A 19,184-nucleotide genomic window follows, 5' to 3' on the forward strand; every position below is an offset into this window, starting at 1 on the left:
ATGGTCGGGTGTTAGCGTCAGCGCCCTTTTCCCCCTTGATTTGCGAGGGGGCACGACTGCCGTGATGGCAGGGAATCCTGATGAAACCCATGCTTCGAACCCAAGCCGCGAGCCTGGCCCTGCTGCTGGCCGCCGCCACCCAGACGCTGCAAGCCGCCGAGCAACAGGACTACTGGTACGTGCAGACCAGCGTCTACACCAACCACTGGAGCAACGATCCCGACCACAACAACCACCAGGACCTGATCGGCCTGGAGCACAACTACGCCGACGGCCAATTATGGGGCGTGAGCACCTTTCGCAACTCCTTCTCCCAGCGTTCCTACTACGCCTACGTCGGCAAGGCCTGGGAGCATGCGGACTGGCCGGTCTACGCCAAGCTCAGCGGCGGCCTGATCCAGGGCTACAAGGGCGACTACAAGGACAAGATCCCGCTGAACCACTTTGGCGTGGCGCCGGTGCTGATTCCTGCGCTGGGCGTGCATTACGGGCCGGTGGGCACTGAACTGGTGGTGCTGGGCGCTGCAGCAGTGATGGTCAACGTGGGCTATCGCTTCTAAGCACCCGGCAAAGTCGCACAATCGTACAAGACGCTGTCCCAGTCCCTTTCCTAGACTCCCCCGACGAATGACCGCGGCGCCGCCCCGGGTCTTTGCCCAGGCCATCAACGCCCAGGTTTCAACGGTGCGGCGTCCACACAGTTGCCAGTCCCGGCACACTTGGAAAGGGACCTTCCAATGCACGGTTTTCAACCCCGGACCCCGCAGTTCTATATCAATCCGCTGTTCCTTCCGGCGTCTGGCAGTGATTCACGCCAGGCGGTGAATCCGGCCACGCTGGAGCCTGTGGGGCAGATTGCCTATTGCGACAAGAGCGATATTCGCCTGGCCGTGGATGCGGCCAACGTCGCCCATGAATTGTGGCGCCTGCTGGACGGCGATCAGCGCAGGGCACTGTTGCATCAGTTGGCGGACAGCATCGAAGCCGCCAGCGCCCTCAACCGACAGATTGTCCAGCTGATGATCCTCGAGCAGGCGCTGTCCCCGGCTGAAGCCAACCGCGAGCTGAGCCACTGCGCGGGGATCTTGCGCTACTACGCGGATCTGACCGACGCCGGCAGCCCTGCTCCAGCCCACGGCACGCCCGGCGCGGCACTGTGCCAGCTGCGCTACGAGCCCTACGGGGTCAGCGTGCACATCCTGCCGTTTGTCCAGGGCATCGAGCTGATGTGCCGGACGGTGGCGGCAGCACTGGCCGCAGGCAACAGTTGCATTGTCAAACCTGCGGAACACGCCACCCTGTCGACCCTGGCGTTCATGCAGCACTTTGTCGGCCTGCCGGCGGGCCTGGTGTCCTGCATCCCCGGAGACGCGCGCACCGGACAATGGCTGTTGCAGTCCTCCGGCACCCACGCCGTGGCCTTCACCGGCAGTGTCGCCGCCGGCAGCGCGGTGGCGGTGACCTGCGCGGAGCTGCTCAAACCCTGTGTGATCGAGAGCGCCGGGCGCGGCTCGATGATCGTGTCCCGGCATGCCCGATTGGACCTTGCCGCTGCCTGCGGCGTGAGCGCCGCCTTCGGTCGCAGTGGCCAGAGTTGCCTGTCGATCCAGCACTTCTTTGTCGAAGAATCGATCCATGATCAGTTCGTCCGCCAGTTCATCGAGCACAGCCGCGTCCAGTGTCAGGGGCACAAGGCGGCCTGCTCCATTGGCCCGTTGATCAGCGAAGCGGCGCAGCAAAAGGTCATGCGGCTGGTGAACGATGCCCTGGCCAAAGGCGCGACACGGGTGGCAGGCGGGGATGAATGCCCGGATGCGCCGGTGCTCGGCTGGTTCCATCCGTGGGTGATCCTCACCGAGATCGACGACGACATGGCCATTACCCAGGAAGAATGCCTGGGGCCGGTGGCCCTCATTCGCCGGGTGACCGATCTTGGCGAAGCCGTGCAACTGGCCAACGACTGTCCCGCAAGCGTTGAGGCGACCCTGTTTTCCAATGATCCGGCGCAAGCGCTGCTGGCCTGCCAACGGCTCCTGGCCACTCGGGTCCGGGTCAACCAGGCGCTCACTGGCGACAGCACCACTGATGGCAACCGCTGGCTCGACGACCTGGCACCCAGGGCACTGGACGCTTTCAGGCGTCCCAAGACGGTCGTTATTCGTCACGACCTCGGGCAGGAACTATCGGCCTCGTACGATTTCGACGAGGTCGCGCCGGGGAGATAGTTCAGGGAGAAAGCTCAAAGAGATGATGTTCTTGTCTGTTTATTGCAGCAGTGATTCAAAGGTGGAGAAACCTATGCAGGTCGAGCAACAGATGCCGTTAGCGCAAAGCACGCCAGCCACCCTGCGCAGGGTGGCCCCGGCCGCGTTGGCGATTGTCCCGGTAAGCATGCTGTTCGGTCTGTTGGCCGGTCGCGCCGACTGGTCGCTGCTGGAGGTGGCGCTGGTGGGGCTCCTGGGATTCACCGGCAGCGGTCAGTTCGCCGCCCTGCCCCTGGCCCAGTCGGGAGCCGGGTTCTTCACCCTGTTGCTGGTCTCGGCCTCGATCAACAGCCGCTACCTGCCCATTGCCTTCACCTCGAGCCCGCGGTTGCCCCGGGGGTTCCTGCAGAAGGTCGGTGCGGCCCATATGCTGGGGGACGAGGCCTACGCCACCGAGCACGAACGGGACAGTCCGGCCACGCTGCTGATGATACGCGGGACGATTTTCCTGACCTGGGCACTGGCCGGGGTTCTGGGGGCATTGCTGGGCAAATGGCTGCCCCTGCAGTGGATCGGCACCGAGGTCAACCTGGGCTACCCCGCCAGCGTAGTGCTCATGTACCTGTCGCTGGCGCAGTTGCGCAGCCGCTTGAGCCTTGCGCACGAACGCCGCCTGGCCTTCTTGTCGATGGTGGCGCTCTGTGTGGCGGTGACCCTGGTACTGATCATGTTCCTGGGCCCCCTGTATTTCTGGATTCCCAGTGTGCTGATCACCACAGCCTTGCTGACGAGGGCCAAGCTATGAGCGATTCGGCCTGGGTCACCATCGCTGCACTGCTGGCCACCAGTTGCCTGGTACGGATTATTCCGGCGTTCGTCAGCATCCGCTTGCAGCCCGGCCTGCAGCGTTGCCTGGAGCGGGTACTGCCGGTGGCGGTGTTCATCAACTTCGCGGTGTACATCGCCTTCAGCGAGATGAGCCGCGAGCCCCTGGCGGCCTCGGTGTCCCTGCTGCTGGTGGGGGCCATCGCCCTGAGCAACCGCTTGGGCCTGATCAGCAGCGCAGTGATCGGTACGGCGGCCTATTTTGCGGTGCTGCACCTGACCGCCGCGGCCTGATGCAGGCCGGTGCCGGGACTATTGTTCATCCTCGCAACCCAGTCCCTGGCGCTGGGGTTCTTCATCCACCAGGGTCTTGCCGGTACGGGCCATGATCTGTCCCTGCAAGGCCCGCAACTCACTGCCGTCCAGACGCTTGCAGCTGTTGATTTCCCAGACATCGCCGGTGGCGGTGCTCACCGAGAACAGGCCCCAGTACTCAGTGGCGCCGGCCTTGGGGTCGTTGTAGCCGAGGCTGAAGTCGAAGTACCCCGGATGCGGCGGCTGGCCGCTGTCGTCCTGCAGGTCACCATCGACAAAGACCCCGGGCTTGTTCAGTTGATAGTCCTGATGCTTCAAGGCCACCAGCAGCACTTCCTGGGCCTGCTCGCGGGTCAGGCCTGTGGCCTTGACCTCGGCCGGCTGCAGGGCGTTACCGGCGCAGGCGACGAGCGCGGCGCAGGCCAGGGGCAGGCCCAGCAACCATGAGTGGGGATTTTTTCTCAGCACGCCATGCGCCCTCTGACCGCGACGATGATCTTCGCCAGGTACTCGGCGAAACCGTTGCGACCACCGGTGGCCGCGTCGCCGCTGTTGTAGCCGCTGCGCACCAGGGCCTGGGCGAACTCCATGGGGTCGCGCTTGCTACGGACCGACGAGCCATAGCGCAAGGCGAAGGACTGGGCGCATTTCTGGAAAGAGTCGAACTTCGCCACCTTGATGCTGGCGTTGCCCTGGGGCGCCTCGGCACCGCTTTGCAGGGGCGCCGGGGCATGCAGGGAGAAGTAATTGTTGAGCTCGCGGGCAATGCGTCCGGCGCCGTACTGGCTCTCCTGGGCTGCCAGGCCGAGGATGTTTTCCACCGGCAGGTCCAGTTGATCGGCGATCGGCTGGCAAGCCGCCTTGTATTTACTGACGAAGGTGACGGCATTGGTGTTGTTGCACAGTTTGGCGCTCACGATTGCTCCCTCATTTGACTGGTCGATTCCATTTGCCACAGGTGAAACATGCCGATTATAGAGCAGCATCCAGGCCTTGCCTCAGACCGGTGCGCCGACACGAATGACTGATCTCACGCAAAAAATTGACGCTTTTTTCTCGTTATACACTCTAGATTGCAAGTGATTTCTACGTGCCGCACGTCGCCCTCATGACCCGCGCCACTTTGAACAAGGACAGAGCGATGAACAGTCCTGCCAGCGAAGCAGATGAATACTTGATGATGCAGGCCGCCCATTGGTGCATACGCCTGCGCGAGGCCGATTGCAGCCTGGAGGAACGCCGGGCTTTCGAAGACTGGCTGCAGAGCGATCCCAGCCACGCGTTTGAATACGCGAAAATGCTAGAGGCCTGGGATTTTACCGGGCATCTGTCCCCTTCCCTGCCGACCTCCTGAACGGCTGACACTCACAGGTCGAAGCGATCGATGGCCCGACGCCGCTCGTTGTCGTCACGCATGTCATAGCTGGCGGTGGTCTGGATATTGGTGTGGTGCGCCAGCTTCTGGGCGATCGACAGGTCATGTTCCTCGATCACCCGGGTAATGAACGAACGGCGAAAGTCGTGGGGCATGATCCGCACGCCGACCTGGGCGCCCCGCTGGCGGGCAATGTAGTAGATGGCGTGCTTGCTGATGCGTTCACGGGTGATATGACCGCCGCGACGAATCCGGTTGAACAGAAAAACATCGTCCTCCAGGCCTTCGGGCAGGTACGAACGGCGCAGTTCCAACCAGGCCTGCAGCTTGTCGAAGGCCCAAGAGGGAGCGTACTTGATCAGTTGCTTGTTGCCCTTGGCCAGCACCTGCAGGCTGCGCTGGGCGAAGTCCACCTGGGCCAGGTCCAGGTTCACCGATTCGGACTTGCGCATGCCCGAGCCGTACAGCACCGCAATGATGGCCGCGTCGCGCACGCCCTGGGGACGCGGATCGGCGGCACACACCGCCATCAGTTCCTGGATCAGGCCGCGCTTGAGATTGCGCCCCCGGGACAGGCGTGTGCCGCCCATGGCCTTGACCGAGCGCATTTTCAGCAGGTGATCCTGGCTGATCAGGCTGCTGCGCCAGGCTTCGTTCATCACTCCGCGCAGGGCATTGACGTACAGCGACGAGGTGCTCGGGGCATAGCCGTCACGGCGCAACGTGGCCACCAGGGCGGTCACCTGTTCGGGTTGCAGTTGGTGCCAGGGGATGTCCTCGAGGTTGAGTTCGTCATACCCCAGGCGGTCGGCGGCGTCCTGCAGCACGTAACGCAGGGTCGACTGGCTGGAGGGCGCCAAACGGGCCAGGTACAGGCGCAACGGGTTGGCAATGGCAGCACAGGGTTGATGTTGCTGGCTATTCATCGGTACTCCAGCCCCCAGGTTGCACCCGGTGACACCCGGAGCAAGCCGAAAAGAACAAGCTTGGCAGTCCCTTTAACAGTCGCTGCAGAACAGCTAAAACAGTCGCTGCCAGGGGATTGATTCACAACGATATAAACAAACTGAACAGCAGCTGTCTGGCCCGCAGAAAAACGGACTTTTGCCCTATTTTTCATATTCGTTTCACATTTTTCCGCTTAATCTCAGCCACCAACACGCCACCTGCCAAACGCAGTGTTTTCTCAGGTTGCCAAGATAACATCTTGATCCGCATTTACTTTTAACAAACATCGTCTTTACTCAAACGCTGCATGGATCGCCACCCCGGCCCAATAACTGGATGAGCCTTGATGACTGCATGACCTCCCCCGCTTTTCCTGAACCGTTCGTTCACGCGCAACACCCCGTATTTCCGGCATCAGCTAAACCCGAGGTAACCATGAACCAGGCTTTCCTTCCCTTCTCGCGTCCGAGTATTGGCGACGAAGAGATAGCTGCAGTGGAGCAGGTTCTGCGCTCCGGCTGGATCACCACCGGCCCGAAAAACCAGGAACTGGAACAGCAATTCGCCGACCGCGTCGGTGCTCGCCATGCCGTGGCCCTGTCCTCGGCCACCGGCGCCATGCACATCACCCTGCTGGCCCTGGGCATTGGCCCCGGCGACGAAGTGATCACCCCGTCCCAGACCTGGGTCTCCACGGCCAACATGATCTGCCTGCTGGGGGCTACCCCGGTATTCGTCGATGTCGACCCCGACACCCTGATGAGCGACGCGGCCACCATCGAAGCGGCCATCACGCCACGAACCAAGGCCATCATTCCGGTGCACTACGCCGGCGCCGCCTTCGACCTGGACCCGCTGTACGCCCTGGCGGAGAAGCACGGTATCCCGGTGATCGAAGATGCCGCCCACGCCGCCGGCACCGTCTATCGCGGCCGGGCCATCGGTGCCCAGGGCACGGCGATTTTTTCCTTCCACGCCATCAAGAACATGACCTGCGCTGAAGGTGCGATGTTCGTCAGCGACGACCAGGCCCTGGCCGACCGGGTGCGCATGCTCAAGTTCCACGGTCTGGGCGTGGACGCCTACGATCGCCTGACCCACGGCCGCAAGCCCCAGGCCCAAGTGATCGAACCCGGATTCAAGTACAACCTGGGGGACATCAACGCGGCCATCGCCTTGGTGCAGTTGCAGCGCCTGGACCAAATCAACGCCCGGCGCGAAGTGCTGGCCAAGGCTTACCTGGAACGCCTCAAAGGTCTGCCGGTGCAGCCCCTGCACCTGCCCCAGTACCCGCAGCAGCACGCCTGGCACCTGTTCATCCTGCGTATCGACGCCGAACGCTGCGGCCTGGACCGTGAAGCCTTCATGAAGGGCCTGCAGGAACAGAACATCGGCACCGGCATCCACTTCATCGCCACTCACCTGCATACCTATTACCGACAGCGCTTCCCCGATGTGCGGCTACCGCACACCGAATGGAACTCGGCGCGTCTATGCTCGATTCCACTGTTCCCGGACATGACCCTCGACGATGTCGAACGGGTCTCCGGTGCCATTGCCAACCTCCTGGACTGAAGCCTTTGAAACCTTATCCAATCCAGTTCGTGTCGATCGTCATTCCGGTCTACAACGAAGAACAGAGCTTGCCCGAGCTGCTGCGGCGTACCGAAGCGGCCTGCCGCGAGCTCAAGCACGAGTTTGAAATCGTCCTGGTGGACGACGGCAGCCGCGACGAGTCGGCGAACATCCTGCAAGAAGCCGCCGAACGCGAAGGCAGCCCGGTAGTGGCGGTGATCCTCAACCGCAACTACGGTCAGCACGCGGCGATCATGGCCGGCTTCGAGCAGTGCCGCGGCGATGTGGTCATCACCCTCGACGCTGACCTGCAGAACCCGCCGGAAGAAATCCCGCGCCTGGTGGCCCAGGCCGAGCTCGGCTATGACGTGGTCGGCACCGTGCGCAACAACCGCCAGGACTCGGCGTTCCGTCGCTGGCCGTCAAAACTGATCAACCTGGCCGTGCAGCGCTCCACCGGCGTCGCCATGAGCGACTACGGCTGCATGCTGCGAGCCTATCGGCGCACCATCATCGACGCGATGCTGGCCTGCACCGAGCGCAGCACCTTTATCCCGATCCTGGCCAACAGCTTCGCCCGGCACACCACCGAGGTGCTGGTGGAGCACGCCGAGCGCGAGCACGGCGACTCCAAGTACAGCCCGATGCGCCTGATCAATCTGATGTTCGATCTGATCACCTGCATGACCACCACCCCCCTGCGGCTGCTGAGCATCATCGGCTTCGGCATGGCCGGCCTCGGCGCGTTGTTCGCCCTGATGCTGATCGTCCTGCGGCTGATCTTCGGCGCCACCTGGGCCGGCGACGGCACCTTCGTGCTGTTCGCGGTGCTGTTCGTGTTCACCGGTGGCCAGTTCATCGGCATGGGTTTGCTGGGTGAATACCTGGGACGCATGTACAGCGACGTACGGGCCCGCCCGCGCTTCTTCATCGAAAAAGTCTTGCGCAGCCAGCCTGCGGCCCCGGCCCCTGCTGTGACTGTCGACGGTTTATCTTCCACTCATACTGATCAGGTTTCGCCATGAGCAATAAAGCTGTTGTCTTCGCCTACCACGATATTGGCTGTGCAGGCATCGAAGCCCTGCTCAATGCAGGTTATGAGATCGCTGCGGTCTTCACCCATGCCGACGACCCCAAGGAAAACACCTTCTACGGGTCCGTCGCCCAGCTGTGTGCACGCAAGGGCATTGCCGTGCACGCCCCGGAAGATGCCAACCACCCACTGTGGATCGAGCGCATTAGCAAGCTCGACCCGGACTATCTGTTCTCCTTCTACTACCGCAACCTGCTGAGCGAACCCCTGCTGGCCACCGCTCGCAAGGGCGCGTTCAACCTGCACGGCTCCCTGCTGCCGCACTACCGTGGTCGCGCACCGGCCAACTGGGTACTGGTCAAGGGCGAAACCGAGACCGGCGTGACCCTGCATCGCATGGTCAAGCGCGCCGATGCCGGCGCCATCATTGCCCAGGAACGCGTCGCCATCGAGCGCAGCGACACCGCGCTGAGCCTGCACCACAAACTGCGTGACGCCGCTGCCAGCCTGCTGCGCGACACCCTGCCGGCACTGGCCCAGGGCAAGATCACCGAGACCGCACAGGACGAATCCAAGGCCAGCTACTTCGGTCGTCGTACCGCCGCGGACGGCAAGCTGGAGTGGAAACGCCCGGCCGAAGAGCTGTTCAACCTGGTACGCGCAGTGACCCAGCCTTACCCGGGCGCTTTCTGCGCCGTCGGCGAGCACAAGCTGATCGTCTGGAGCGCCGAAGTTGCAAAAGGCAACGAAGGCCAGGCCCCGGGCCGGGTCATCAGTGTCGACCCGCTGCGCATCGCCTGTGGCGAAGACTCCCTGGTGATCACCTCCGGCCAGCGCAACGCCAACGGCCTGTACCTGGGCGGCCCGCAACTGGCCAACGAACTGGGCCTGGTGGACGGTTCCCTGCTGCGCGGTGCCGAGTCCGGGCGCAAGCCACGTCGCACCCGCGTGCTGATCCTCGGCGTCAACGGCTTTATCGGTAACCACCTGTCCGAGCGCCTGCTGCGCGACGACAAGTACGACGTCTACGGCCTGGACATCGGCTCCGACGCCATCGAGCGCCTGCGCAGCCATCCGAACTTCCACTTCGTCGAAGGCGATATCAGCATCCACTCCGAGTGGATCGAATATCACATCAAGAAGTGCGACGTGGTCCTGCCGCTGGTGGCCATCGCCACCCCGATCGAATACACCCGCAACCCACTGCGCGTGTTCGAGCTGGACTTCGAAGAGAACCTCAAGCTGGTTCGCTACTGCGTCAAATACAACAAACGCGTGATCTTCCCGTCGACCTCGGAAGTCTATGGCATGTGCCAGGACAAGAACTTCGACGAAGACACTTCCAACCTGATCGTCGGCCCGATCAACAAGCAACGCTGGATCTACTCGGTTTCCAAGCAGCTGCTGGACCGGGTGATCTGGGCCTACGGTGCCAAGGGCCTGAACTTCACCTTGTTCCGTCCGTTCAACTGGATGGGTCCGCGCCTGGACCGTCTGGACTCGGCCCGTATCGGCAGCTCCCGGGCCATTACCCAACTGATCCTCAACCTGGTGGAAGGCACGCCGATCCGTCTGTTCGACGGTGGCGAGCAGAAGCGTTGCTTCACTGACATCGCCGACGGCATCGAAGCCCTGGCACGCATCGTCGACAACGACAACGACTGCTGCAACGGCCAGATCATCAACATCGGCAACCCGGACAACGAAGCCAGCATTCGTCAGTTGGGCGAAGAGCTGCTGCGTCAATTCGAAGCTCACCCGCTGCGCAGCAACTTCCCGCCGTTCGCCGGTTTCCGCGACGTCGAAAGCAAGGCCTTCTACGGTGCCGGCTACCAGGACGTGGAACACCGCAAGCCCAGCATCGACAACGCCAAGCGCCTGCTGAACTGGGAGCCGACCGTGGAGATGAGCGAAACCATCGGCAACACCCTGGACTTCTTCCTGCGTGAAGCCATGCTGGAAATCGCCGATCGTTCCAAAGAAGAAGCTCGCTGATGCAGGCAGGTCTGCGCATTGATGTCGATACCTACCGCGGCACCCGGGAGGGGGTGCCACGGCTGCTCGAATCGCTGGACGAAGCCGGGGTCAAGGCCACGTTCTTCTTCAGCGTCGGGCCGGACAACATGGGGCGCCACCTGTGGCGCCTGATCCGTCCGCAGTTCCTCTGGAAAATGCTGCGCTCCAATGCCGCGGGCCTGTACGGCTGGGACATACTCCTGGCCGGCACTGCCTGGCCGGGTAAACCCATTGGCCGGGACCTGGGGCATCTGATGCGCCAGACCCTGGCCGCCGGCCATGAAGTCGGCCTGCACGCCTGGGATCACCACGGCTGGCAGGCCAACACCGGGCGCTGGAGTCAGGCACAGTTGATCGAACAGATCCGCCGTGGCGTCGACAGCCTCAACGATATTCTCGGGCAAGCGGTGAGCTGCTCGGCGTCCGCCGGTTGGCGCGCCGACGAACGCGTTATCGAAGCCAAACAACAATTCGGCTTTCGCTACAACAGCGACTGCCGCGGCCAGAGCCTGTTCCAGCCGCGACTGGCGGATGGCAGCCTGGGCGCCCCACAGATTCCGGTGGACCTGCCGACCTTCGACGAAGTGGTCGGGCCGGTGGTGACCGCCAAGGATTTCAATCGCTACATCCTCGACCGGTTCAGCCCGGACAAGCTCAACGTCTACACCGTGCATGCAGAAGTAGAAGGGATTCTCATGGCCAACGATTTCCGCCAGCTGCTGGCCAGTGCCAAGCAGCGCGACATCCATTTCCAGCCCTTGGGCGAAATGCTCCCGACGGACCTTTCCAGCCTGCCTGCAGGCAAAGTCGTGCGTGGTGTGCTGGAAGGCCGTGAAGGCTGGCTGGGAGTGCAAGGCGCATGACCAGACGTTGGGCCCTGCCGCTGCTGCTGATCGCTTTCGGTCTGTTCTACCTGTTGCCCATGGCCACCCACGGCCTGTGGATTCCCGATGAAACCCGCTACGCGCAGATCAGCCAGGAAATGCTCCTCGGCGGTAAATGGGCGTCGCCGCACTTCATGGGCATTCGCTATTTCGAAAAACCCGTGGCCGGCTACTGGATGATCGCCATCGGCCAGGCGCTGTTTGGCGACAACCTGTTTGGCGTGCGCGTGGCTTCGGCCCTGAGCACCGGCCTCAGCGTGGTCCTGGCCTATCTGCTGGCCCGACGCCTGTGGAACGATCCGCGCAAGAGCCTGGCCAGCGCCCTGCTCTACATGAGCTTTACCGTGGTGGCGCTGCAAGCCGGCTACGCCAACCTCGATCCGCAGTTTACCTTCTGGGTCAACCTGAGCCTGGTGGCGCTGTGGTTCACCTTCGACTGCCAGACCCGGCGCGGACAGATCGGCGCCTGGGTACTGCTGGGCCTGGCCTGCGGCATGGGCTTCATGACCAAGGGCTTTCTCGCCTGGCTGCTGCCGGTGCTGGTGGCCCTGCCCTACGCGGTGTGGCAGAAGCGCCTGCGCTCGCTGCTGATTTACGGCGGCCTCGGCGTGCTGGTGGCGATTCTGGTCAGCCTGCCCTGGGCTCTGGCAGTGCACGCCCAGGAACCGGACTACTGGCGGTTCTTCTTCTGGCACGAGCACATCCGCCGCTTTGCCGGTGAAGACGCGCAACACGCCTCCCCCTGGTGGTACTACCTGCCGTTGCTGGTGGGCTTCTGCGTGCCCTGGGTGCTGCTGTTGCCGGCCAGCCTGAAGCAGGCCTGGGAACAACGACGGCTGAACAGCAGTGGCTTCCTGCTGCTGTGGCTGGTGCTGCCCCTGGCCTTCTTCAGCCTGAGCAAAGGCAAGCTGCCGGCCTACATTCTTCCCTGCCTGCTGCCCCTGGCCCTGCTGATGGGCCACACCCTGATGGACCGTCTGGCCGCCGGCAAGACCCGGATCGTCAGCCTCAATGGTGTGCTCAACCTGCTGGCGGGCCTGGTGGCCCTGCTGGCTCTGGTGTACTTCCAGTTGAAGAAGCCAGTGTATGTGGACGAACCCCAGCATTTGGTCTTGGTTTACGTCTTGTTGCTGGGCTGGATCATCAGCAACCTGTTGCAGGCCATGCGCCCCTTGAGCCTGTGGGCCGCCCCGGCCCTGGGCAGCTTCCTGCTGGTGGCCCTGGCCCCGGCGGCGCTGCCGAACAAGGTGGTCTACAACAAGATTCCCGACCAGTTCATCATCGATCACGTGGCCGAGCTGGGCCAGGCCAAGGCCCTGCTGAGCAACGACCTGGGCGCGGCTTCCGCGCTGGCCTGGCGTCTGCGCCGCCCTGACGTGACCCTGTACAACACCGAGGGCGAAGTGAAATACGGCCTGGGCTATGAAGACAGCGTCGCGCGCAAGGTCGACCTGAACCAGGTCCAGCCGTGGATCGCCCAAGCCCGCAAGCAGGGTTCGGTGGGCGTGGTGATGCGGGTCAAGAGCAGCGACGAGGAACATGAAGTCGAGCTGCTGCCCAAGGATGCCAAGCGCTACGAGCAAGGCAATATCGTGATCTTCATCATTCCCCAGAGTCAGCCATGAGCCTGCTGTTGCTATTGCTGGCCTGCGGGCTGACCTGCCTGGGCCAGGTGGCGCAGAAATTCGCCGTGGAAAGCTGGCGTGACCAACCTTCCGGCGCCCTGCAAAAACTGCGTTCCGGCTGGCTGTGGCTGGCCCTGTTCAGTCTCGGCCTGGGCCTGCTGGTGTGGCTCCTGGTGTTGCAACGCATGGAGGTGGGCGTGGCCTACCCGATGCTCAGCCTGAATTTCGTGTTCATCACCCTGATTGCACGCTTCGTCTTCCATGAGCCCATCGACCGCCGCCATTGGTTCGGTGTCGCCCTGGTGATTGGCGGCGTGCTGCTGTTGAGTCGCCACGCATGAGCCGGGTCAAGGGCTTTGCCTTCGCCCTGGGCAGTGTGGCCCTGGTCAGCGGCGCCCAGCTGGGCATGCGCTGGAGCATGACCCGCCTGCCCGCCCCGGACCAGTGGCTGTCGGCGCTGAGTGCCGGCAGCGTCGACCTGGCGGCTCTGGCGGTGGTGGTTGCGGCGATCGGCGCTTACGCCTTGTCGATGCTCTGCTGGCTGCTGGCGCTACGCGATCTGCCCCTGGGCCGGGCCTACTCGCTGCTGAGCATCAGCTACGCGCTGGTCTACCTGCTGGCCGCCAGCCTGCCGCTGTTCAACGAACCCTTCACGCTTTCCAAAAGCCTTGGAGTGGCCTTGGTCATCCTCGGCGTGATCACCATCAACTCTCGATCTGCACCCGCGACAAGTCCCAGGAATACCCCATGAAAATCAGCGTATTTGGAAGTGGTTACGTCGGCCTTGTACAAGCCGCCGTGTTGGCTGAAGTCGGCCACGATGTCATCTGCATGGACATCGACGAGCAAAAGGTCAAGCAACTGCAACAGGGACATGTGAGCATCTTCGAACCCGGGCTTGCCAGCCTGGTGAAGGAAAACCTCGAAGCCAAGCGCCTGCAATTCACCAGCGACGAAAAGCTCGCGGTGCAACACGGCCAGGTGCTGTTCATCGCCGTGGGCACGCCTTCCAGCGAAGACGGTTCGGCGGACCTGCGCTACGTGCTGTCGGTGGGCGACGCCGTAGCCCGCCACCGCCAGCAACCGGTGATTCTGGTGGAGAAGTCCACCGTTCCAGTGGGCACCGGCGACACCCTGAAGGCGCACATTGAAAAAGCCCTGGAAGGCCGCGCCCTGGAATTCGACATAGTGTCCAACCCGGAATTCCTCAAGGAAGGCTCGGCGGTCAGCGACTGCCGTCGCCCGGACCGGATCGTCATCGGCTGCGAGCGCGAAGCGGTGCAGGATGTGATGCGCGATCTCTACGCGCCGTTCAACCGCAACCACGACCGCATCATGTTCATGGACCTGCGTAGCGCCGAGCTGACCAAGTACGCGGCCAACTGCATGCTGGCCACCAAGATCAGCTTCATCAACCAGATCGCCGAGCTGGCCGAGCACCTGGGGGCCGACATCGAATCGGTACGCTTGGGCATCGGCGCCGACTCACGGATCGGTTATCACTTCATCTACCCGGGCTGCGGCTACGGTGGCTCGTGCTTCCCCAAAGACATGCGCGCGCTGATCCACAGCGCCGAGCAAGCCCACTGCTCCAGCGACCTGTTGCAAGCGGTGGAAGCCATCAACGAGCGGCAGAAACACAAGCTGTTCGAGCGCATCAAGGCCTTCTACAAAGGCGACCTCAAAGGCAAGACCTTTGCCCTCTGGGGCCTGGCGTTCAAGCCCAACACCGATGACATGCGCGACGCCCCGAGCCGGGTGCTGCTGGACGCGCTGTTCGCCGCCGGCGCTGAAGTCCGAGCCTTCGACCCGGAAGCGATGCAGGAAACCCAACGTCTGTACCCGGACGAGTCGCGCCTGATGCTCATGGGCACGCCGGAATCGGTACTCACCGGCGCCGACGCCCTGATCATCTGCACCGAGTGGCAGCAGTTCAAGGCCCCGGATTTCGACCTGATCCAACAGCGGCTCAAGGCCCCGGTGATCTTCGACGGACGCAACCTGTACGACGCCGAGCGCCTGGCCCGCAACGGGTTCACTTACTTCCCGATCGGTCGCGGTGAATCGCGCCACCTGCCGATTCCTTACCAGCAGTGGTCCACCGAGGCTTGAATGAACCCGCACTCCAGCTCCCCTTCGAACACATTACTTTGGCAATCGTTGGGGCTGGGGCTGCTGGCCTTGCTGCTGTTCTGCGCCGGCACCGGCCACGATTCGGCCATCGGTTTCGACTCGCGCTTCGTGCTCTTCGCCAAGGAAATGCTGCGCCATGGGCCGGGGTTCTTCCCCACCACCTATGGCCAGCCCTACGCTGACTACTCCAGCGCCTCGACCCTGCTGGTGTGGCTGCTCTCCCTGCCCACCGGGCAGGTCAGCAGCTTCAGCGCCTGGCTGCCGACGGCCATTGCTTCGGCGCTGATCGTCAGCCTGATCTATCGCCTGCTGGCGCCCTACTCCCGCACCTGGGCCCTGCTCAGCGTCGCTTTACTGCTGCTGAGCAATACCTTTATCAGCGAAACCCGTGCCGTCTCCCTGGACCAGATGCTTGCCGCGGTGTCCCTGGCGGTGTTCTACCTCGGCTATGCCCACGACCACTTCGGAGCCCGCCGGCACCTGGGCTGGATCTTCCTGCTGCTGGTGCTGGGCTTTGCCATTCGCGGACCCATCGGCCTGGTGATTCCCACCGGCATGCTGTGCAGCTACTACTTGCTCAACGGCCAATGGCGGCGGCTGTTCAGCGTCGGTTTGGGCGCACTGTTGCTGCTGGTGGCCTGCGTAGGCCTGCTACTGTGGCTGGCCAAGCTCAGCGGTGGCCAGGCCTTTGTCGACGATGTGATCCGCATGCAGTTCATGGGGCGCATGGACGGCAGCGAAGGCTCCAGCGATGTCTTCTATTACTTCACCAGCTCCCTGGGCAACTACGCCCTGGCCTATCCCCTGGCGATCCTCGCCTGGGTCGCGGTGCTGCTGAGTCGCCCCACGGAACAGGGCCCAGCCCTGAAACTGCTGCGCCTGTGCACCGCTGCCGGGTTGATCGTGATGATCGGCCTGTCGATTCCCCAGGCGAAGAAAGCCCGCTACTTGCTGCCGATGTTGCCCATGGCGGCGATCATCGCGGCGTATCCGTTCCAGGCCGGCCGCGGGCGGGTCATGGGCTGGCTGCGGGTGTTGATCCAGGGCCTGTGGTTGCTGCTGCCGGGGTTGCTGATGGTGGGGCTGCTGATGGTGGGGCTGCTGGTATTGCGCCGCAAGTTCCCCGAACAACTCACGGCACTCACGCCCATGCTGCTGATCCTCGGCCTGCTGCAGGCGGTGTCCCTGGGATTGCTGTTCAAGCGCCAGTGGCGCGCCGTGGGTCTGGCCTACAGCGCGGTGCTGGCAGTCTGGGCCTGTTACATCGGGGTGTTCGAACCGGTGGAGCACCGGCTCTATGACACTCAGGCGTTCAGTCGCGATGCCATGCAATTGATCGATGCCGAACCGGCGCCGGTGGTCCTGCACCGCATGGGCAAGGACGCCAAGGCGATCAAGTTCATGGTCAACCTGGATCGGGACCTGCAGCCACAGTTCACCGATCAGGCTACCGCCTTGGCACAAGTGCCGGCCCCGGCCTGGGTGATACTTGACCAGAGCGACCTGCCCAGCCTGCAAGGCACGCCACTGGCCGGGTTGAAACCGGTGCTGAGCGGGCGTTTCGACAAGAATGACTTTGTGCTCCTGCACCTGCCCAAGGCCACTCAGGCACAACCCTGAAAGCGTTGCGCAGCCCCTGCCGCCTCCTTACACTCGCGCCCATGACTATTCAGATTCGCCGGGCGCGAGTGGCCGATGCGGCCTTCCTCCCCGCCATTGAAACCTCGGCTGCGGAACTGTTTCGCAGTGATCCGCAACTGGCCTGGCTGGCAGACGCCGAAGTGGCCGATGCCCAGAGCCAGCGCGAGAACATCCAGCACCACCCGGTCTGGGTTGCAGTGACAGTGGACGGCGACCGCTGTGCCTTTCTCAACGCCCAGATCTGTGACCGGGAACTGCATGTCTGGGAGATTTCCGTCGCCAGCGGCCACCAGGGCCAAGGCATCGGCAAGCGCCTGTTGCAGGCGGCACGGCAATACGCCGAGGAGCAGCAGCTTGAAGCCCTGACCCTGAGCACCTTCCGCGAACTGGCCTGGAACGAACCCTTCTACCAGCGCCAGGGCTTTGTCACCCTCGAACCGGCACAGCTTGGCCCGCGGTTGCGCCAGGTCCTGGCCGATGAAACACAGCACGGCCTGCCCGCACCACGCCGCTGCGCCATGCGCCTGAGCGTGTAAAAAGCGCACCGCCACCGCTGGCTATGGAACTGGCTGCAGAAGCTGGCTGTAGGAGCTGGCTTGCCAGCGAAAGCGCCCTCAAGACCAGCTACCCAATTCGCCCCCCCCTTTGCCGGCAAGCCGGCTCCTACGCGGGGCGCAATACCTCAAAATAAATGCACTTAAACAGCATTATTATGAATTTGTCAGCTACACGAATGCTCGGCACACTGTGCCCGTTCCTCCCCCAAATGTTGGAACGTTCAAGGGCTTTCTGGCGATCCAGACAAGCCCTTCTTTTTGCCCGTCGTTTAGCCCTGGACCGTTCTTGCCGATGTTTGCCCGCTGGAAACCCGCCGCCATCAATACCCGCCCCCTGGAATGGAGCCGCGCCGCTGTCGGCATGGCCCTGGGCACCCTGTTCAGTGTCTGGCTCTGCGCCCAGGTGTTCGGCATGCCAGTGGCGCTGCACCTGATCGGCCCGCTGGGGGCTTCGGCGGTGTTGTTGTTTGCCGTGTCTTCCGGCGCCCTGGCCCAACCCTGGTCGATCCTGGGCGGCTACCTGTGCGCCGGGGTCGTGGCCTTGCTGGTGGCCCATGTCCTGGGCCGGACCCTGGGCAGCGCCTGCCTTGCGGCGGGCATGGCCCTGGTGCTGATGTGCTGGTTGCGTTGCCTGCATCCCCCGGCCGGTGCTCTGGCCCTGACCCTGGTGCTGGCGGACCCGGTCAGCGCGGCCCTGGAGTGGCGAGAACTGGGTCCGGTGATGCTCGCAGCGGCCAGCCTGTTGGCCAGTGCCCTGCTCTACAACAACCTGACGCGAATTCGGTACCCCAAGGGCCCGAGCGAAGCTCCGGTAATGCTGCCCTCGGCGGCCCCCGCCGACAGCCTGGCGATCACCGCCGAAGACCTGAAGCGGGCGTTGGCGGAGATGGAAGAGTTCTTTGATGTCACCCCTGAAGACCTCGAGCAACTGATCCACGCCAGCGAAGCCCACGCCCGCCGGCGCAGTATTGGCCAAGTCCTGTCCTCACGCCCCTGATACCGCCTCAACCCTCTCCCTTTGCTGGCGCGGGCGGCCCAGCGAAGACAGCCTCAGAAGCGGCGCAAGATTCAATGGCCTGTTCGCCGGCAAGCCGGCTCCTGCAAGGGCATCGCCGGTATTGCGCCAGCGAAGGCACTCTCAAGCGCAACGCAAGATTCAAGTCAGCCGGTTCAAACCATCGGTGACCAGCGCTGGGACCAATCGTGGTCGCACTCGATCACCTCGCGCAGCACCGCGAACGCCTGCTGCAACACTGCTGTATCCCGGTCCCGGGCATACAGCAGATAGGTGGGAAAACTGAATTCCGGAGCCTTTTCCACCCGTTCCAGCACCCCGCTGTCCAGGTAGCTCTGCACCACCCGGGTGCGGAAATAGCCGCTGCCACCGGCATCGAGGATGAACTGCAGCGCCAGGGGCCCAAGGTTGAAACCCACCGCGGCCTTGGCCTGCTCCGGCAATGCGGCGTCGTGCTGACGGCGAAAATCATCGCCCCAGTCGATGTACACATAAGGCTCCGGACGACCGGCCAGGCGGACCTGAATCAGTTTTTCCTCCAGCAGTTGCTCCACCTGCAATCCCGCGCAATACAGCGGCTGGAACACCAGCGCCGCGTCCAGCACGCCCAACTCCAGTTGCCGCTGCAGGCTCGCGCCTTCGGCGATCTGGGTGCGCACCGCATGGTTGGGCAGCGCCTGGCGCAGGCCTCGCACCCAATTGAGCATCAGCGGGTTGCACAGGCTCAGTTCGCCACCGATGTGCAGCACATTGCGGTAACCCGCCAGCAGCGGCAGGTCGCGCTGGGCGGCCTCCCAGGTCTGCACCAGCTGATTGGCATAGGCGATGAAGGCCTCGCCATCGGCGGTAGGTCGAGCGCCGGCGCGGTTGCGTATCAGCAGCTTGCAGTTGAGCTGGCCTTCCAGGTTCTGCACCCGTGCGCTGATGGCGGTCTGGGTCAGGTGCAGGCGCTCGGCGGCGGCAATCAGGCTGCCACTGCGGACGATTTCCAGGAAGGTGCGGGCCAGATCGATGTCCATGGTGCCTCGCCGGCAAAAA

The 19,184-nt window shown here is 63.4% G+C and carries 20 protein-coding genes; 16 read left to right on the forward strand and 4 right to left on the reverse strand.

The window, feature by feature from the left end:
* Positions 1-89: 89 nt before the first annotated feature.
* From ACSSVC_RS19430 to ACSSVC_RS19445, 4 genes are all read left to right on the forward strand, one after another.
* Positions 90-560, forward strand: coding sequence for a sn-glycerol-3-phosphate transporter (locus ACSSVC_RS19430; RefSeq protein ID WP_346633066.1), 471 nt, complete (start codon positions 90-92; stop codon positions 558-560).
* Positions 561-737: 177 nt separating this feature from the next.
* Positions 738-2,225, forward strand: coding sequence for an aldehyde dehydrogenase family protein (locus tag ACSSVC_RS19435; protein ID WP_492611209.1), 1,488 nt, complete (start codon positions 738-740; stop codon positions 2,223-2,225).
* 73 nt (positions 2,226-2,298) lie between these two features.
* Positions 2,299-3,009 (forward strand): AzlC family ABC transporter permease, encoded by a 711-nt coding sequence (locus ACSSVC_RS19440; RefSeq protein WP_492611210.1) that lies wholly within the window; start codon positions 2,299-2,301, stop codon positions 3,007-3,009.
* Positions 3,006-3,323: a hypothetical protein gene (locus ACSSVC_RS19445; RefSeq protein WP_346633026.1), complete on the forward strand. Its 318-nt coding sequence runs from the start codon at positions 3,006-3,008 to the stop codon at positions 3,321-3,323. Before ACSSVC_RS19440 ends, ACSSVC_RS19445 begins: the two co-directional genes overlap by 4 nt.
* A gap of 18 nt (positions 3,324-3,341) precedes the next feature.
* Here ACSSVC_RS19445 and ACSSVC_RS19450 read toward each other — a convergent pair whose 3' ends face one another.
* Positions 3,342-3,812, reverse strand: coding sequence for a hypothetical protein (locus ACSSVC_RS19450; RefSeq protein ID WP_346633027.1), 471 nt, complete (start codon positions 3,810-3,812; stop codon positions 3,342-3,344).
* The gene (locus ACSSVC_RS19455) at positions 3,806-4,261 is read right to left on the reverse strand and encodes a glucosaminidase domain-containing protein (RefSeq protein WP_346633028.1); all 456 of its coding nucleotides are present in this window, start codon (positions 4,259-4,261) and stop codon (positions 3,806-3,808) included. The genes ACSSVC_RS19450 and ACSSVC_RS19455 overlap by 7 nt, the downstream gene beginning before the upstream one ends.
* Before the next feature lie 224 nt (positions 4,262-4,485).
* On the opposite strand from ACSSVC_RS19455, the gene ACSSVC_RS19460 reads away from it, so the two are divergent.
* A complete protein-coding gene (locus ACSSVC_RS19460; protein WP_346633029.1) occupies positions 4,486-4,698 on the forward strand; it encodes a FecR/PupR family sigma factor regulator in 213 nt (70 codons plus the stop codon).
* A gap of 11 nt (positions 4,699-4,709) precedes the next feature.
* Here the strand turns inward: ACSSVC_RS19460 and ACSSVC_RS19465 are convergent, their stop codons facing one another.
* A complete protein-coding gene (locus ACSSVC_RS19465) occupies positions 4,710-5,645 on the reverse strand; it encodes a site-specific integrase (protein ID WP_492611211.1) in 936 nt (311 codons plus the stop codon).
* A gap of 457 nt (positions 5,646-6,102) precedes the next feature.
* Between ACSSVC_RS19465 and arnB the strand changes: the two genes are divergently transcribed.
* The 11 genes from arnB to ACSSVC_RS19520 all read left to right on the forward strand — a co-directional run bounded on the left by arnB (position 6,103) and on the right by ACSSVC_RS19520 (position 18,128).
* Positions 6,103-7,242 (forward strand): UDP-4-amino-4-deoxy-L-arabinose aminotransferase, encoded by a 1,140-nt coding sequence (gene arnB / locus ACSSVC_RS19470; protein ID WP_492611212.1) that lies wholly within the window; start codon positions 6,103-6,105, stop codon positions 7,240-7,242.
* Between the two features lie 5 nt (positions 7,243-7,247).
* Positions 7,248-8,267 carry an undecaprenyl-phosphate 4-deoxy-4-formamido-L-arabinose transferase gene (gene arnC / locus ACSSVC_RS19475; protein ID WP_346633032.1) on the forward strand — a complete coding sequence of 340 codons (1,020 nt, stop codon included), beginning with the start codon at positions 7,248-7,250 and terminating at the stop codon, positions 8,265-8,267.
* The gene (gene arnA / locus ACSSVC_RS19480; protein WP_346633033.1) at positions 8,264-10,270 is read left to right on the forward strand and encodes a bifunctional UDP-4-amino-4-deoxy-L-arabinose formyltransferase/UDP-glucuronic acid oxidase ArnA; all 2,007 of its coding nucleotides are present in this window, start codon (positions 8,264-8,266) and stop codon (positions 10,268-10,270) included. The genes arnC and arnA overlap by 4 nt, the downstream gene beginning before the upstream one ends.
* Positions 10,270-11,154, forward strand: coding sequence for a 4-deoxy-4-formamido-L-arabinose-phosphoundecaprenol deformylase (arnD, locus tag ACSSVC_RS19485; protein ID WP_446439840.1), 885 nt, complete (start codon positions 10,270-10,272; stop codon positions 11,152-11,154). The genes arnA and arnD overlap by 1 nt, the downstream gene beginning before the upstream one ends.
* The gene (arnT, locus tag ACSSVC_RS19490) at positions 11,151-12,800 is read left to right on the forward strand and encodes a lipid IV(A) 4-amino-4-deoxy-L-arabinosyltransferase (protein WP_346633035.1); all 1,650 of its coding nucleotides are present in this window, start codon (positions 11,151-11,153) and stop codon (positions 12,798-12,800) included. Before arnD ends, arnT begins: the two co-directional genes overlap by 4 nt.
* A complete protein-coding gene (arnE, locus tag ACSSVC_RS19495) occupies positions 12,797-13,141 on the forward strand; it encodes a 4-amino-4-deoxy-L-arabinose-phosphoundecaprenol flippase subunit ArnE (protein ID WP_346633036.1) in 345 nt (114 codons plus the stop codon). Before arnT ends, arnE begins: the two co-directional genes overlap by 4 nt.
* Positions 13,138-13,551, forward strand: a complete 414-nt coding sequence (gene arnF / locus ACSSVC_RS19500) for a 4-amino-4-deoxy-L-arabinose-phosphoundecaprenol flippase subunit ArnF (protein WP_492611213.1) — start codon at positions 13,138-13,140, stop codon at positions 13,549-13,551. The genes arnE and arnF overlap by 4 nt, the downstream gene beginning before the upstream one ends.
* On the forward strand, positions 13,548-14,912 hold the full coding sequence (locus ACSSVC_RS19505; RefSeq protein ID WP_346633038.1) for a UDP-glucose dehydrogenase family protein: 1,365 nt from the start codon (positions 13,548-13,550) through the stop codon (positions 14,910-14,912). Before arnF ends, ACSSVC_RS19505 begins: the two co-directional genes overlap by 4 nt.
* A complete protein-coding gene (locus ACSSVC_RS19510) occupies positions 14,913-16,553 on the forward strand; it encodes an ArnT family glycosyltransferase (RefSeq protein ID WP_492611214.1) in 1,641 nt (546 codons plus the stop codon). It begins immediately after the preceding gene.
* 41 nt (positions 16,554-16,594) lie between these two features.
* Positions 16,595-17,110, forward strand: coding sequence for a GNAT family N-acetyltransferase (locus tag ACSSVC_RS19515; RefSeq protein WP_404936878.1), 516 nt, complete (start codon positions 16,595-16,597; stop codon positions 17,108-17,110).
* A 313-nt stretch (positions 17,111-17,423) separates the two neighbouring features.
* The gene (locus ACSSVC_RS19520; RefSeq protein WP_492612577.1) at positions 17,424-18,128 is read left to right on the forward strand and encodes an HPP family protein; all 705 of its coding nucleotides are present in this window, start codon (positions 17,424-17,426) and stop codon (positions 18,126-18,128) included.
* 173 nt (positions 18,129-18,301) lie between these two features.
* Here the strand turns inward: ACSSVC_RS19520 and ACSSVC_RS19525 are convergent, their stop codons facing one another.
* Positions 18,302-19,165, reverse strand: coding sequence for a LysR family transcriptional regulator (locus ACSSVC_RS19525; protein WP_346633041.1), 864 nt, complete (start codon positions 19,163-19,165; stop codon positions 18,302-18,304).
* Positions 19,166-19,184: the final 19 nt, after the last annotated feature.

The sequence above is a fragment of the Pseudomonas sp. E1BtOHC1 genome (assembly GCF_058744285.1).

Bases quoted from the DNA above. Each gene is read 5' to 3' on its own strand.
- arnA (WP_346633033.1), top strand. From the start codon at position 8,264: ATGAGCAATAAAGCTGTTGTCTTCGCCTACCACGATATTGGCTGTGCA.
- ACSSVC_RS19515 (WP_404936878.1), top strand. From the start codon at position 16,595: ATGACTATTCAGATTCGCCGGGCGCGAGTGGCCGATGCGGCCTTCCTC.
- ACSSVC_RS19465 (WP_492611211.1), bottom strand. From the start codon at position 5,645: ATGAATAGCCAGCAACATCAACCCTGTGCTGCCATTGCCAACCCGTTG.
- arnB (WP_492611212.1), top strand. From the start codon at position 6,103: ATGAACCAGGCTTTCCTTCCCTTCTCGCGTCCGAGTATTGGCGACGAA.
- arnD (WP_446439840.1), top strand. From the start codon at position 10,270: ATGCAGGCAGGTCTGCGCATTGATGTCGATACCTACCGCGGCACCCGG.
- arnE (WP_346633036.1), top strand. From the start codon at position 12,797: ATGAGCCTGCTGTTGCTATTGCTGGCCTGCGGGCTGACCTGCCTGGGC.
- arnF (WP_492611213.1), top strand. From the start codon at position 13,138: ATGAGCCGGGTCAAGGGCTTTGCCTTCGCCCTGGGCAGTGTGGCCCTG.
- arnT (WP_346633035.1), top strand. From the start codon at position 11,151: ATGACCAGACGTTGGGCCCTGCCGCTGCTGCTGATCGCTTTCGGTCTG.
- ACSSVC_RS19460 (WP_346633029.1), top strand. From the start codon at position 4,486: ATGAACAGTCCTGCCAGCGAAGCAGATGAATACTTGATGATGCAGGCC.
- ACSSVC_RS19445 (WP_346633026.1), top strand. From the start codon at position 3,006: ATGAGCGATTCGGCCTGGGTCACCATCGCTGCACTGCTGGCCACCAGT.
- ACSSVC_RS19525 (WP_346633041.1), bottom strand. From the start codon at position 19,165: ATGGACATCGATCTGGCCCGCACCTTCCTGGAAATCGTCCGCAGTGGC.
- ACSSVC_RS19430 (WP_346633066.1), top strand. From the start codon at position 90: ATGCTTCGAACCCAAGCCGCGAGCCTGGCCCTGCTGCTGGCCGCCGCC.
- ACSSVC_RS19505 (WP_346633038.1), top strand. From the start codon at position 13,548: ATGAAAATCAGCGTATTTGGAAGTGGTTACGTCGGCCTTGTACAAGCC.
- ACSSVC_RS19520 (WP_492612577.1), top strand. From the start codon at position 17,424: ATGTTTGCCCGCTGGAAACCCGCCGCCATCAATACCCGCCCCCTGGAA.
- ACSSVC_RS19440 (WP_492611210.1), top strand. From the start codon at position 2,299: ATGCAGGTCGAGCAACAGATGCCGTTAGCGCAAAGCACGCCAGCCACC.
- ACSSVC_RS19435 (WP_492611209.1), top strand. From the start codon at position 738: ATGCACGGTTTTCAACCCCGGACCCCGCAGTTCTATATCAATCCGCTG.
- ACSSVC_RS19510 (WP_492611214.1), top strand. From the start codon at position 14,913: ATGAACCCGCACTCCAGCTCCCCTTCGAACACATTACTTTGGCAATCG.